We start from the raw sequence: 12,449 nt of genomic DNA, 5'->3' as shown, positions 1-12,449 counted from the left end.
GCTTTCGGGGAGGCTGTGCGGGGGAGATCACGTGGGGGAGTCCCATTCGAGGTGGAGGACGGCGACGTCGTCGGCCAGGCCGCCCCAGTCCGCGGCGAGGCCCTGCGCCGCCTGGATGAGGGTGTCGACGAACGGTTCCGCGGGCAGGTCGGCGTGCTTGCGGGCGATTTCCAGCAGGCCCGCTTCGTCGAGACGGTCGGAGCCGGGGCCGATGCGCCCCTCGATCAGGCCGTCCGTGAAGAGCATCACGGCGCCGCCCGCCTCCACGGCCACTTCGGTGACGGGCCAGCCGGCGCCCCAGCCGGGCAGGATGCCCAGCGCGGGCCCTCCCGGAACGGTGCGCAGCTCCACACCGGCCGCGGAACGGACCAGGAAACCGGGGTGGCCCGCGCGCTGTACGGAGACGGCGCGGGTGCCGGCGGGACGGGTGAGGGAGACGAGGGTGGCGAAGATCTCGGGTCCGGAGCGCTCCGCCAGCAGGATCTGCTCCAGGAGCCCGAGCAGTTCGGCGCCGCGGGCGCCGGCCATGACGAAGGACCGCCAGGCCACGCGCAGGCACACGCCGAGCGCCGCCTCGCTGGGGCCGTGGCCGGACACGTCGCCGACGACGGCGTGCGTGGCCCCGTCGGGGGTCTGGACGACGTCGTAGAAGTCCCCGCCGAGCAGCGTCTGGGCGCGCCCAGGGTGGTAGCGGGCGCATACGGTGACCGTGTGCGCGGCGTCGTCGAGCAGCAGCGGCGTGGGAAGCAGGCCGCGTTCGAGGCGCGCGTTCTCCTCGGCGCGCAGTTTGCCCGCCTGGAGGGCGACGGCCGCCAGCTCGGTGCGCTTGCGCTGGATCGCGTAGCGGATGGCCCGCATGAAGACGTCGGCCTCGAGGCGCCCCTTGACCAGGTAGTCCTGGGCGCCGGCCGCGACGGCGGTCAGTCCCGCCTGCTCCTCCGACAGGCCCGTCAGGACGACGACGGCGGCCTCGGCGGACACGGCGAGGACCTTCTCCAGCCCGTCCAGGCCCTGGGCGTCGGGCAGGTGCAGGTCCAGCAGGACGCACTCGGGGGCCTCGGCCTCCAGCAGGTGCAGGGCGTCGGCGAGGGAGCGGGCCCGGCCGAGGCGGACCTCGATCCCGCTGTCCTCCACGAGCTCCTGTACGAGCACGGCGTCGCCCTCGTCGTCCTCGATGAGCAGGACGTACGGCGGTACGCCGTTCCACAGCACCAGCGAGTCGTCCGGCGTCTCAGAGGAGGCCTGCCGGGGCCGGACCACCGGCGGCTGCGGTGTGCGGGCGGCCGGGCGTTGGGCCCCGACCCCGGGAATGCTCGCCATGGCGTCGCGTCTGTCCCTTCTCATCTCGGACGGCGGACGCCCGACGGACGCGTGGTTGCGTCGGACAAGCCTAGAGTGATCATTTGCCGGTAGGCAATATTTTACGAACTCAATGATTCTGTCATCCCGCGAACGGGCCGGGAAACCGCCCCCCGGACCTGCGGCCGCGCCCGGCTGTCAGGCGCTGTCGGGGACAGGGGCCGGGGCCGGCGCGTCGGAGGGGCCGGCGTCCACGGGCGGGGGCGGTCGGTCGACCGGGCCGTCGGCCGGGTACGAGCCGGCGGAGGCCTCGCGGAACGCCTCCAGGCCCGCCACCAGCGCCTGCACCGCCTCGGGCGCCATCCGCCCGAGCACCGCCGAAACCTCGCGCACCCGGATCGCCCGCCGCTCGTCCAGCAGTGCCCGCCCCTGCGGCGTGAGCCGCACCTCCACCTCGCGGCGCCGGGACGGATGCGGCGAGCGGGTCAGCAGCCCCATGGCCTCCAGCCGGTCGCAGAGCCGGGTGACCGACGGCGGACGGGAGCCGAGCACGTCGCCCAGGGTGCGCAGGTTGCCGCCCTCGGCGCCCTCCACGGCGAGCAGCGCCCGCAGCTGCGACGGCGAGACGGCCGGTTCCACACCGTCCTGGCCCCTGGCGTGCAGTACCGCGAGGAGGTCCGCCGCGGCGGCGAGGGCCGCGGCCGGGTCCTCGTACGCGCCGGAACGGCCGGGACGGGGCATGCCACCACTGTGCCACCGTCCGGGGCGATCGGCCCCGGCCGCCCCTGTCGCCCGACCGCCCTGTCGCCCCTACCGCTCGTCGCCGCCGGGCTTCGTACCGGGCCGGCCGTGCCAGTCGAGGCAGACGACCATCGCGTCGTCGACGGCGTCCACGCCGCCCCGGTACCCCGGCAGCTCCTCCAGCAGCGCCCGCGGCACCTGCGAGGGCGGCAGCAGCCGCGTGTTCATGACGGCCCGGGTCAGGGCGTGCAGGCCGTACGGCTCGCCGGCGGGGGAGAGGACGTCGTAGACGCCGTCGCTCAGGAAGAACAGCCGGTCCCCGGGCAGCACCCGGAAGTGCTGGGAGGTGTAGACCGTGTCCTCGAACATGCCGAGCGGCAGCTGAGCCTCCAGCCCGACCCGCTCCACGGTGCTCCCGCGCAGCCGCCAGATCCGGGGCGACCCGGCATCGACGACCTCGACCCCGCCGGTCTCCAGGTCGAAGCGGAGCAGAAGCATCGCCAGGTGCAGCCGCCCCTGGTACTGCCCGTAGAGGGCCTGGTCCGCCAGGGCCGCCTGATCGGCGAGGTCGAGGCCGGCCCGCCGGGCGTTGCGCAGGGCACTGACGGCGAGGCTCGTCAGCAGCGCCGCGTCGATGCCCTCACCCATGCCGTTGTTGACGGTCAGCGTCAGGTGGTCGGCGGAGGCCGACCAGTCGAAGCTGTCGCCGAAGATGGCGTACGCGGGCTCCAGTTGTGCCCCGAGGTCGTACTCGGGCCGCGAGCACGAGCGCCCCGGCAGCAGTTGCCACTGCATCTCGGCGGCCAGGGTGAGCCTCTTGGCCCGGCGCGCCTGCAGGAAGTAATCGGTGTCGCGGTCGGCGACCAGGATCTCGTGGGCCAGTGCGTCGGCCACGTCCTGCAGCGGGCCGAGGAGCCCGCCGACCGCCGCGCCGGCCGGGTAGCGGACGCTCAGGACCCCGAGCCGGTCGCCGCGCACGGTCACCGGCAGGTGCACGGTGATCCCGTCCACCCCGGGGACCACGTGCGGTTCCTGGGCGCCGAAGGCCCGGCCCTCGGCACTGTTGTACGCCGACACGGAATCGGCGGTGAACGGCTGCGTCGTGACGGGCCGGAGCCGGGCCGAGGCGTAGTCCGCCATCAGCAAGTCGGCGCCGGCCGCCCCGTGGTCGCGGGCCAGGATGCCCCGGACCTCCTCGAACAGCGCGTGCGGGGCGGCGCCGCGCAGCACGCGCTCGACGCCTCCGCCGCTCCCGACACCCTCGCCGCTTACGCCTTCAGTCACCGGACCCGTACCTGTCTCTCTCGCAGCTGCAAAGATGGGGGACGACGAAGCCGCCGGTCCGCCTTGGAAGGGCTGCGCGTACGTCCGGTAGGGAGTGTCACATGAGTCAGCGGACGATCGGCTCCCCGCAGACAGCCGTGTCGGCGGTGGCGGAGATGAGCGAGCTGATCGAGCTGCTGGAGGTGGTCTGGGAGCGGGGCCGGGACACGGCCGGCGCCGCGCCCGTCTCCTCCGCGCAGGCCCGGGTGCTGTTCCTCGTCGAGGCGAACGACCAGCTGAACCTGCGCGAGCTCGGCAGGCTGCTGGAGTCGGCCCCGCCGTCCGTCACCCGGCTGTGCGACCGCCTGCAGGCCGTGGGCTTCCTCGAACGGCATCCCGGGGCCGACGACCGCCGCGAGGTACTGCTCCGGCTGACGCCCACGGGGCGGGCGTACCTCGAACGGCTCCGCGCCCGCAGGCAGAAGGTGCTGGCCGAGGCGATGGCAGCGATGCCGGAAGCCTCCCGGGCCGCCCTGGCGACGGGGCTCGCCGACTTCTGCGCGGCGGTCGCGAAGCCGCTGCGGCTGCCGCCCCCGAACTCCCTCACCACCAGGACGGCCTGACGCGGGCGGGCGGCCTTGCGCAGGGTGGGCGGACCACGCCGCACTGCCCGTCGCCGTCCCGAGGAGGGAACGCCCTCGCGCGCAGGTTCTTCGCCGGCCGGATGATCGAGTGGCGTGGGCCCGCGCCGTTCTGTTCCGTCCCCGTGCCGGACGAGCAGTCCGCCGACGTCAGCGGATGGCGGCGATGGCCGCGTACGGCTGCCTCCGGACGCCGGGGAGGCAGCCGGGAGACGTCAACTTCCGGCGGGCGGCGTCGTGGGGCGGGAGGGCGCTTCCGGGTCGGTGTCGGAGGTGATCTCCGGCTCCAGGCCCTCGGTCACCGTCGTCCGCGGGCGTCCGGTGTCGGCCCGCCAGGCCTCGAAGGCCAGTGCCGTCGCCGTGACCACGGCGATGCCGAGCAGCCAGCCCCCGACGACGTCACTCACCCAGTGCACGCCCAGCGCGACCCGGGTGTAGCCGACGCCCAGGACCGCGGTCGTCGCGAGCGCCCACGGCAACGGCCGCCAAGGGCGCGGCACCAGCGGGAGCAGGACCAGCAGGAGGACGGCGCAGGAGGTCATGGCCGTCATGGCATGGCCGGAGGGGAAGGAGAAGCCGGGCGCGTGGGCGACCGGTTCCGGCAGGTGCGGGCGGGCCCGCTCCACCGCGTTCTTGACCAGGAACCCGATCAGCGCCCCGGACGTCGCCGTGACACCGGCCCACGTCGCCAGCCGCCATGCCCGCCGGGTCAGGAGCCACACCACCAGGGCCGCCACCAGCAGCCGCATGGTCACCGGGTCCCACACCACACCGGTGAAGAAGTCCAGGACGCGCACCCAGGCGGGGTGTTCGAGGGCTGTACGGTGCAGCCGCTCCGCGGTGGTCCGGTCGAGGCGGTACAGCGGCGGCCACCGGGACTCTACGAGTACGAGGGCCAGGGCGAACGGCACCGCCACCGCGGCCGTGGCCGTCACCGCCAGCACCAGCCTGCGGCCGAACGCCGCGTCGGGCCCCGAGTGCCGGGCGATCAGCGCTCGGACGGTGCGGAGGCTTCGGGATCGGGCCGTGCGCTGTGCCATGACGGCGGAACCTGCCTTCGGGGAGGGTGCGTGAGGAGTGGGAGGGCGGACAGGGGGTGCGGTGTCAGACGCCCGGGTCCCGGGCCACCGGCTCCTTCGTCCCCGCGCGCACCGCTTCCAGTTGGGCTGCGAAGGACAGTCCGAGGAAGAGCGCCAGCGAGGTGAGGTAGGACCACAGCAGCAGCGACATGATCGCGCTGAGGGGGCCGTACACGCTGGTGAAGGAGCTGCTGGCGCCGACGTACAGGCTCAGCGCCCACGTCGCGCCGAGCCACAGCACCAGGTGGACGACGGCACCGAAGGCGAGCCACGTGTAGCCCGGTTGGGCACGGCGCGGCGAGAGGCGGAAGATCGCACTGGTGGCGAGCACGGCCAGCAGCACCCCGACCGGCCACCGCAGGATGTCCCAGGCCCGGATGGTGGCCGGGCCGAGGTGGTACACCTCGGCGACCGCGCGGGCCAGGTCGGTGCCGAGGACCGTGAGGATGAAGCTGAGCCCCAGGGGAAGCCCCGCCAGTACCGCCATGACCAGGCCGCGCGAGTACTTGCGCAGGAAGGGCCGGTCGCGTTCGTTGCCGTAGATCCGGTTCGCGCCGCGCTCGACCTGGCACAGGCTCGTGGTGACGTTGACGAGGGAGAACAACAGGCCGAGCCACAGGGCCGCCTGGCCGCCGTCGCCGGCGTGCCGACGGCTCTCGCGCAGGGCCTCGTCGACCATTTCCTGACTGGGGCCGTTGGCCATCCGGCTGATCGTGAGCTCGGCCACGCGCCCGATGTCCTCGGTGTGCAGGACGCTGGAGAGGCCTATCGCGGCGATGGCCAGCGGCACGATCGACAGGACGGTCTGGAGGGCCAGGGCACGGGAGTGGCTGAAGCCGTCCGCGTAGCGGAAGCGCACGAAGGAGTCACGGGCCAGGCGCCAGCTGCCGTAACGGCGCAGAGCCGCCCATGCCTCGTCGCCGGACAGCTCCTCGCCGCGCACGTCGCGTCGCTGCGGTACCCGGGTGGCGGTTCCCATCGTTCGTCTCCCCTCCTTGGCGGTGTGCGGGTCAGAGCTGTGCGGTGGGCGCGGCAGGTGTGGCAGGTGCGGTACGGGCGGTCCGCGAGGTGCCGTCGGTTGCGCGCCAGGGGGTGGCGGCGGCGCCGGGCGCGCGCGGCAGCCGTATCCGCAGGGCCCCCGGTTCCGTGTCGACGGTCAGCCGGGAGCCGTCGTCCATGGTGTCGCCGTCGACCTCGCGGCCCTGGGTCCGCGCGAAGCGGACCTCGATCCGGGCGGCACTGAAGTACTCCAGCGATCCCGCGGCGACGGACACCGGCCCGCCGGGTGCCAGGGCCGCGGCCGGACGCCGTACGGTCCGGGCGGCCAGGTGCGCCGCCGCGGCGAGCCATCCGGCCGCCCCGCGCGGGTCGAAGAGCACGACCTCCATCCGGCCGCTGTCCGGCCGTGCCCGCGGTAGCAGTTGCAGGCCGGCCTGGAGTGCGCCGACGTTGCCGATGACCACCATCCGGGCCCGCCGCCGGATCCGGCGGCCCCCGTCGAGGCGGAGCGACAGCCGCATGCGGGGGTCGCGCAGGTGCCGGGCCGCCGAGAGGGCGTAGGCGGCCCACCCCAGGTGTGCCTTGAGGACCGGGGACGCGTCGCGGACCATGGCGGCGTCGAAGCCGGCACCTGCCATGACGGTGAACCGGGTCGGCGGGAGGCCGTCGCCCTCGACCCGGCCGACGTCGATTCCGAAGTCACCGCCGGCCAGGGCCTCGTCGAGGGCGGTCGCCGGATCGGACGGCAGGTCCAGATTGCGGGCGAGCAGGTTGCCGGTGCCGCAGGGGACGAGGGCCAGCGGGATTCCGGTGCCGGCGACGACATCGGCACAGACCCGTACGGTGCCGTCTCCGCCACACGCCACGACCAGCTCCACACCGCCTGCGGCGCACTCCTCGGCAAGTCTCCCGCTGGGCCGGTCCGGGGTGGTCGAGGTCCACCGCTGATCGGTGAAACCGTGCCGGTGGAGCCGGGCGCGCACCTCGGCGGCCAGCTCGTCCGGGCAGCCGTGGGGATGGCGTACGACGACGACGCGCCCGCCGCGACCCCGCCCGCCCGCGCGGTCGGACCGGCCGGGCTGTCCGGGCTGCCCGGGCTGTCCGGGCACGGCGGCGGCGCCCCCCGAAACGCCGTGCGGCGCGGGGCCGTCGGCGCCGCCACGGCCGGACAGGAACACGGACCCCAGGACGAGCAGCGTCGCGGCGCCGTTGAGCAGGCCGCCCAGCACGTCGGAGGGATGGTGCATGCCCCGGTAGACCCGGGACAGCCCGACCGCGGGCGGTACGAGGAGCAGTACCCCGGCCGCGAGGTACCGCCAGGGGCCGCGGGCACGGTTCAGCACGAGGACCGCCAGCCCTCCGTACAGGGCGACGGACGCGCCGACGTGCCCCGAGGGAAAACTCGACGTGGGGGGCGCCCCGTCCAGTTGGGCGACGTCGGGGCGGGGCCGCTCCACGAAGAAGGTGACGACGAGGAAGACCGCGGACTGCACGGCGACCGACGCCCCGAGGAAAACGGCCTCCGCCCACCGCGGGGCAGGTGGCAGGGCCAGCAGCAAGGCCACGCAGAGCAGCGTCACCCCGATGATGCCCTCCGTACTGGCCATCAGCGAAAGCCCCGCGGTGACACCGTTCCCGACCGGGCTCCGATGCGCGGCGAAGTCCTGGGGCAGCCGGTCCTCCAGGGTGAGCGGCCAATGGCCGACCGCCACACGGGTAATCCCGAGGCCCAGGAGCACCATCAAGGTGGTCTGGGCCGCCAAGAGCCACACCAACCGCGAGCGTCTCGCGGCCCCGCCGCTATCCGTCGTCATGGAGGCCCTTGTTGCCCGTCACGGCCCGATGATGCGCCCGCCGACCGGTGAACGCCCCGGCTGCGGCTGTGCCCGCGGCTGCCGTGGAGGGGAGCGCCGCACTGCGGACGTACCCGAGGGCCTTTGGGTACATCGGGCGGGACGGCGCCGCCCCGGGCGGCCGCCCGGCAGATGTCGTACGGCCGCGGCCTCCGCCCGGGACGGGTCAGCTCAGGCGGACCGCCGTCGTGATGGTCTTGCCGTCGGGCCGGGTACTGCAGTCGACCTGCTCCGCCAGGCGCTGGATGAGCGGCCAGCCGTAACCCCCGGGGTGGTCGACCGTGCCCGTACGGGCCGCGGGGAGGCGGGGGTTGGCATCGGCGACGGACAGCCGCAGGACGTCGTCCTTGATGTCCGCCTGGAAGGCGATGACGCCGTCACCGTGCCGGATCGCGTTGGTGACCAGCTCCGAGGTGACGAGCAGCGCGTCCGCGGCGGTCACGCTGTCGAGGCTGACACCGGCCAGGAGCAGCAGTTCGCGGACGCGCTCACGGGCCGCGGCCGCCGAGCCGGGCGGTGCGGCGTGCCGGTCGCCGACGGCGTCCTCGCGGTGCCGCTGCGGGCCCAGGGGAGCTTCGGACGGCGGGGGTGGGTTCATACTCATCGCCTGCCCATGGCCGCACGGGTCGCACCGTGACGACCCGTTCGGGGACGGGGGGTGGTGGTCAGCATGTCATCGCGGTCGCCAGGCTGTCCGCGATACGGAACGCCGCCGCGGCTCCGGTGACGTCGAACAGTCGTCGGACGGCGGTGTGCAGCGGGCCGGCGAGGACGAGCACCGACCCGGCGTCCGCGTGGGCCCGCTGCGCGTCGAGCAGCGCGTGCAGCACGGAGGAGTCCACGAAGGAAGTGCCCGAGAGGTCCACCACGGTGCGTGGCGGGCCGTCCGCCGCGGCCTGTGCGAGGGCGTCGGCCAGGAACGGTGCGTTGTCCTCGTCGACTTCGCCGCGCAGGCCGATGACGGTCGCGTCACGTGTTGTGGTCGTGGTGACGACCGCTTCCTCTCCGATCACCGGGACATCCTCCTACATCGCGTGCGGGCCCGACGACCGGGTACCCGTAACGGCAAGTGGTTCAGTACTTCGTCACCCTCAGGGATGGCCCTTCGACACCGCGTCCGCCCGTGGCGCGGTTGCGAGGTGCACGGCCCATGGAGGATGGTTGCCGGAGGACAACTGTTTGGTCCGAGGCTTTTCCGACGTGATGAACGCGATGAAGAGGTGAGGGGTTCGCACAGCGGGCCTTCAACGTTTGGTTCCTTCCACCGAGACGACCCCGAGCTCGCCCACCACGGGCCTGTCGTGGAGTCAGGCCCCCTACCCGGTGCTGGTGGCTGACGCCCGTGCGGTCGTGGTCCACGCCAACGAGGCGGCAGGCCTGGTGTTCCCGGACGCCCGCCCCGGCTCGGCGATGGCGGACGCGGTACCCGGATGGCTGGTGTCGGCGCACGCGCGCTACACCACCCCCGTGCCCGAGCAGCGCCCGCCCGCCGGGGCCGGCACCGTCCAGGGGCCCGTGGGCGACCGCTCGTACGAGGCGCATCCGACACCCCGCGACGACGGCACGGTCGTGTGGTGGCTCGTCGACGACACCGACCACCGGCTGGCCCGGGAAGCCCTGTGGACGGAACGCGAACGGACCGAGTTCCTGGTCCGCTCCTCCAACCTCCTGCTGTCGTCCCTGAACCTCGACCGGTGCATGGACGTCACGGCTCAGATGGCGGCCGATCACCTCGCCGACGCGGCCCTGGTGATCGGCCCCGCACACGGCCCCCAGCTCCCGATCGTGTCCTGCGTCCGCGGCGGCGGGCCGTCCGTCTCCCGCGCCGTCGTCGACCCCGAGGACGTGCCCGGTCTGGCCGAGGCGCTCCAGGGTTTCCCGCCCGTCCCCTCCCGGTGGCTCGACCCGTCCGCCGCACCGGCCTGGCTGGTGCCGGACGGCCTCGACACCCTGGGGTCGATCGTCATCACGCCCCTGCCCGGGCACGGGGTGCCCGCCGGCGCCCTGGTACTGCTGCGCACCGACGGCGCGAGCGCGTTCACGGAGGGCGAGGAGGTGTTCGCGCGCCTGTTCGCCGCCCGCGCCGGCGCCGCCATGTCGGCCGCCCGTCTCTACGCGGAGCAGGCGTCGATCACCGACACCCTGATGCGCGAACTCCTCCCTCCCCCGCTGCACCAGGTCTCCGGGGTGGAGTACGCCGGCGGCTACCGGCCGTCGAAGGACCACGAGCGGGTCGGCGGCGACTTCTACGACCTGCACCCCGCCTCCGATGAGGGCGCGCCCTCCCTCGTCGTCCTCGGAGACGTCTGCGGCAAGGGCCTCCAGGCGGCGGTGATGACCGGCAAGATCCGCAACACGCTGCACGCCCTCCTGCCGATGGCCGACGACCACCACCGGATGCTCAGCCTGCTCAACACCTCCCTGCTGAACTCCGAGAACGCCCGCTTCGCCACCATGGTGCTGGCCTCCGCGGCCCGGGAGGGCAACGCGGTGCGGCTGCGCCTGACGAGCGCCGGACACCCCGCCCCGCTGATCCTGCGCTCCGACGGCCGGGTGGAGGAGGCCCGTACGAAGGGAACGCTGGTGGGCGCGCTGCCCGAGATCACCACGGAGACGGTCCGCGTGACGCTGGCACCCGGTGACACCTGCGTGCTGTACACCGACGGGATCAGCGAGGCACGGGGAGGCCCCATGGGCGGTGCGATGTTCGGGGAGGAGCGGCTGCGCCGCGCCCTGTCGGAATGCGCGGCGATGCCCGCCGAAGCGGTGGTGGAACACGTACAGATGCTCACCTCCCAGTGGGTGGGGGCGGGCCGCCACGACGACATGGCCGTCGTCGTGATCTCGGCCCCGCGCACCAACCACCTCAGCGCCGTGGACGGCCACACCCGCGGGCGGTTCACCGCATGAGCCCGTACGACACCCCATCACCGGCACAGGCACCGGCACAGGCACCCGCCATCACCACGACGTGCGCTTCGGCGCCGCAGCAACTCCGCGCACAGGTGTGGGAGTCGGTGATGGCGTTCGACGAGGCCGCCACGGTCGGTACGGTGCTGCGCGCACTGGACGACGGCATGGCGGCGGAGGACCTCCTGCTCGACGTCATCGCCTCCGTACAGGGGCGGGTCGGCCAGGAGTGGGCGGCGAACCGCATCACCGTCGCCCAGGAGCACGCCGCGACCGCCATCAACGACCGGGCCGTCGCCGCCGTCGCCCTGCACCCCTCGGTCCACACGGCACCGACACGCGGGCGGGTCACGGTGGCCTGCGTGGACGGCGAATGGCATGCCCTGCCCGCCCGGCTCCTGGCCGAGGTACTGCGGATCAGGGGCTGGCGCGTGGACTACCTCGGCGCGCAGGTGACCGCCCCGCACCTCGTCGCACACCTGCACCGCACCGGCCCGGACGCCGTCGCCCTCTCCGGCTCCCTCGCGACCAGGCTGCCCGCCGCGCACGCGACCATCACCGCCTGCCAGGCCGTCGGCACCCCCGTGATCGTGGGCGGGGCCGCCTTCGGACCCGGGGGCCGCTACGCCCGCCTGCTCGGCGCGGACTCCTGGGCCCCCGACGCGCGGGCCGCCGCCGACGAGCTGGCCCGAGGCCCGTTGCCGCGGCCCCGGCCCGGCCACCAGGCCATCGACGACCTGCCCCACCTGAACGACCAGGAGTACACACTGGTCGCCCGCAGCCGCCCGCGGCTCGTCCGGGCCGTGGTCACGCAGCTGGAGAACGCGTATCCGGCGATGCGCACCTACACCGAAGTGCAGCGCGAGCGCACCGCCGAAGACCTCTCCCACATCGTCGAGTTCCTCGCCGCCGCCCTCTACACCGGTGACGAGGACCTCTTCTGCGGCTTCCTGCTGTGGACCGCCGGCGTCCTGGAGGCCCGCGGGGTTCCGGCCGCCTCGCTGCTCCCCGCCCTGGAGCTCCTGCGGCGGGAACTCCAGGACTTCCCCCGCGCCACCGCCACCCTGCGGGCCGGAGCCGACCGCCTGACCGTCACCCCCCTCACCGCTGCCGGGACCGCTGTATGACGAGCCTGCCCTCCACCCCGCTCGGCCTGACGTACTCCTCCTCGTACGAGGTCGTGCGCGTCGAGCTGAGCGGCGACCTCGACCACCGCCACGCCGACCTCCTCGTCGAGGCCGTGGACCAAGTGCTCGCCGCACACCCCGCACTGCGGGACCTGCGGTTGGACTGCGCCGGGCTGTCCGCGGTCGACTCCAGCGGCCTGTCGGCGCTGCTGATGGTCCGGCGGCGCACCGACAAGGCGGGCGCGGGGCTGCACCTCGACGGCCGGACCGTACAGCTCGACCGCCTCCTGGAGATCACCTGCACCCTGGAGTACCTCACGGCACCGAGTGCGGGCGCGAAGGCCCTGCGCCGCACCGGTGGCGGCGCCGCGTGCAGCGGTCAGACGGAGGAGAACCTGCCGGCCGCTCCCTCCGCCGGCCCGGACCCACGCGGCCGGCACGAGCGGCACGATCGGCGCGACACCCACTGAGGGTGTCCGCACGTTCCGACGCGCCCGGTCCCCACCGCCGGTGCGGACCCGTACGCCCAGCGGTTCC

At 74.1% G+C, this 12,449-nt stretch carries 12 protein-coding genes; 4 read left to right on the top strand and 8 right to left on the bottom strand.

Annotated features, from left to right (window positions below; all coding sequences use genetic code 11):
* Nucleotides 1-27: 27 nt before the first annotated feature.
* From ACZ3X1_RS32400 to ACZ3X1_RS32390, 3 genes are all read right to left on the bottom strand, one after another.
* Complete coding sequence (locus ACZ3X1_RS32400) at nt 28-1,320, bottom strand: PP2C family protein-serine/threonine phosphatase (RefSeq protein WP_467282451.1); 1,293 nt, start codon at nt 1,318-1,320, stop codon at nt 28-30.
* Nucleotides 1,321-1,497: 177 nt separating this feature from the next.
* Entirely contained in the window at nt 1,498-2,040 is a 543-nt protein-coding gene (locus ACZ3X1_RS32395; RefSeq protein WP_390077440.1) for a MarR family winged helix-turn-helix transcriptional regulator, read from the bottom strand.
* 69 nt (nt 2,041-2,109) lie between these two features.
* Nucleotides 2,110-3,324 carry a PP2C family protein-serine/threonine phosphatase gene (locus ACZ3X1_RS32390; protein WP_390077438.1) on the bottom strand — a complete coding sequence of 405 codons (1,215 nt, stop codon included), beginning with the start codon at nt 3,322-3,324 and terminating at the stop codon, nt 2,110-2,112.
* A gap of 101 nt (nt 3,325-3,425) precedes the next feature.
* Between ACZ3X1_RS32390 and ACZ3X1_RS32385 the strand changes: the two genes are divergently transcribed.
* Nucleotides 3,426-3,926, top strand: a complete 501-nt coding sequence (locus tag ACZ3X1_RS32385; RefSeq protein WP_467282449.1) for a MarR family winged helix-turn-helix transcriptional regulator — start codon at nt 3,426-3,428, stop codon at nt 3,924-3,926.
* A 233-nt stretch (nt 3,927-4,159) separates the two neighbouring features.
* On the opposite strand, the gene ACZ3X1_RS32380 is transcribed toward ACZ3X1_RS32385, so the two are convergent.
* The 5 genes from ACZ3X1_RS32380 to ACZ3X1_RS32360 form a co-directional block, all read right to left on the bottom strand.
* On the bottom strand, nt 4,160-4,984 hold the full coding sequence (locus ACZ3X1_RS32380; protein ID WP_390077435.1) for a phosphatase PAP2 family protein: 825 nt from the start codon (nt 4,982-4,984) through the stop codon (nt 4,160-4,162).
* A gap of 64 nt (nt 4,985-5,048) precedes the next feature.
* On the bottom strand, nt 5,049-6,002 hold the full coding sequence (locus ACZ3X1_RS32375) for a YihY/virulence factor BrkB family protein (RefSeq protein WP_390077433.1): 954 nt from the start codon (nt 6,000-6,002) through the stop codon (nt 5,049-5,051).
* Between the two features lie 31 nt (nt 6,003-6,033).
* Nucleotides 6,034-7,785: a bifunctional phosphatase PAP2/diacylglycerol kinase family protein gene (locus tag ACZ3X1_RS32370; RefSeq protein ID WP_467282446.1), complete on the bottom strand. Its 1,752-nt coding sequence runs from the start codon at nt 7,783-7,785 to the stop codon at nt 6,034-6,036.
* Nucleotides 7,786-8,041: 256 nt separating this feature from the next.
* Nucleotides 8,042-8,473: an ATP-binding protein gene (locus ACZ3X1_RS32365; RefSeq protein ID WP_362627893.1), complete on the bottom strand. Its 432-nt coding sequence runs from the start codon at nt 8,471-8,473 to the stop codon at nt 8,042-8,044.
* 67 nt (nt 8,474-8,540) lie between these two features.
* Nucleotides 8,541-8,888, bottom strand: a complete 348-nt coding sequence (locus tag ACZ3X1_RS32360) for an STAS domain-containing protein (RefSeq protein WP_390077429.1) — start codon at nt 8,886-8,888, stop codon at nt 8,541-8,543.
* Nucleotides 8,889-9,198: 310 nt separating this feature from the next.
* Between ACZ3X1_RS32360 and ACZ3X1_RS32355 the strand changes: the two genes are divergently transcribed.
* Genes ACZ3X1_RS32355 through ACZ3X1_RS32345 form a run of 3 tightly spaced genes read left to right on the top strand, consistent with a single transcriptional unit; the run spans nt 9,199 to nt 12,382 of the window.
* Entirely contained in the window at nt 9,199-10,785 is a 1,587-nt protein-coding gene (locus tag ACZ3X1_RS32355; protein ID WP_390077688.1) for a PP2C family protein-serine/threonine phosphatase, read from the top strand.
* On the top strand, nt 10,782-11,912 hold the full coding sequence (locus ACZ3X1_RS32350) for a cobalamin B12-binding domain-containing protein (protein WP_467282442.1): 1,131 nt from the start codon (nt 10,782-10,784) through the stop codon (nt 11,910-11,912). The genes ACZ3X1_RS32355 and ACZ3X1_RS32350 overlap by 4 nt, the downstream gene beginning before the upstream one ends.
* On the top strand, nt 11,909-12,382 hold the full coding sequence (locus ACZ3X1_RS32345; protein WP_467282439.1) for an STAS domain-containing protein: 474 nt from the start codon (nt 11,909-11,911) through the stop codon (nt 12,380-12,382). The genes ACZ3X1_RS32350 and ACZ3X1_RS32345 overlap by 4 nt, the downstream gene beginning before the upstream one ends.
* Nucleotides 12,383-12,449: the final 67 nt, after the last annotated feature.

This window comes from Streptomyces sp. NPDC023541, assembly GCF_055559995.1.
The sequence above is the reverse complement of the archived record's forward strand: the minus strand, read 5'-3'. Positions and strand labels throughout refer to the sequence as shown.

Bases quoted from the DNA above. Each gene is read 5' to 3' on its own strand.
- ACZ3X1_RS32400 (WP_467282451.1), bottom strand. From the start codon at position 1,320: ATGGCGAGCATTCCCGGGGTCGGGGCCCAACGCCCGGCCGCCCGCACA.
- ACZ3X1_RS32365 (WP_362627893.1), bottom strand. From the start codon at position 8,473: ATGAACCCACCCCCGCCGTCCGAAGCTCCCCTGGGCCCGCAGCGGCAC.
- ACZ3X1_RS32385 (WP_467282449.1), top strand. From the start codon at position 3,426: ATGAGTCAGCGGACGATCGGCTCCCCGCAGACAGCCGTGTCGGCGGTG.
- ACZ3X1_RS32375 (WP_390077433.1), bottom strand. From the start codon at position 6,002: ATGGGAACCGCCACCCGGGTACCGCAGCGACGCGACGTGCGCGGCGAG.
- ACZ3X1_RS32395 (WP_390077440.1), bottom strand. From the start codon at position 2,040: ATGCCCCGTCCCGGCCGTTCCGGCGCGTACGAGGACCCGGCCGCGGCC.
- ACZ3X1_RS32380 (WP_390077435.1), bottom strand. From the start codon at position 4,984: ATGGCACAGCGCACGGCCCGATCCCGAAGCCTCCGCACCGTCCGAGCG.
- ACZ3X1_RS32345 (WP_467282439.1), top strand. From the start codon at position 11,909: ATGACGAGCCTGCCCTCCACCCCGCTCGGCCTGACGTACTCCTCCTCG.
- ACZ3X1_RS32350 (WP_467282442.1), top strand. From the start codon at position 10,782: ATGAGCCCGTACGACACCCCATCACCGGCACAGGCACCGGCACAGGCA.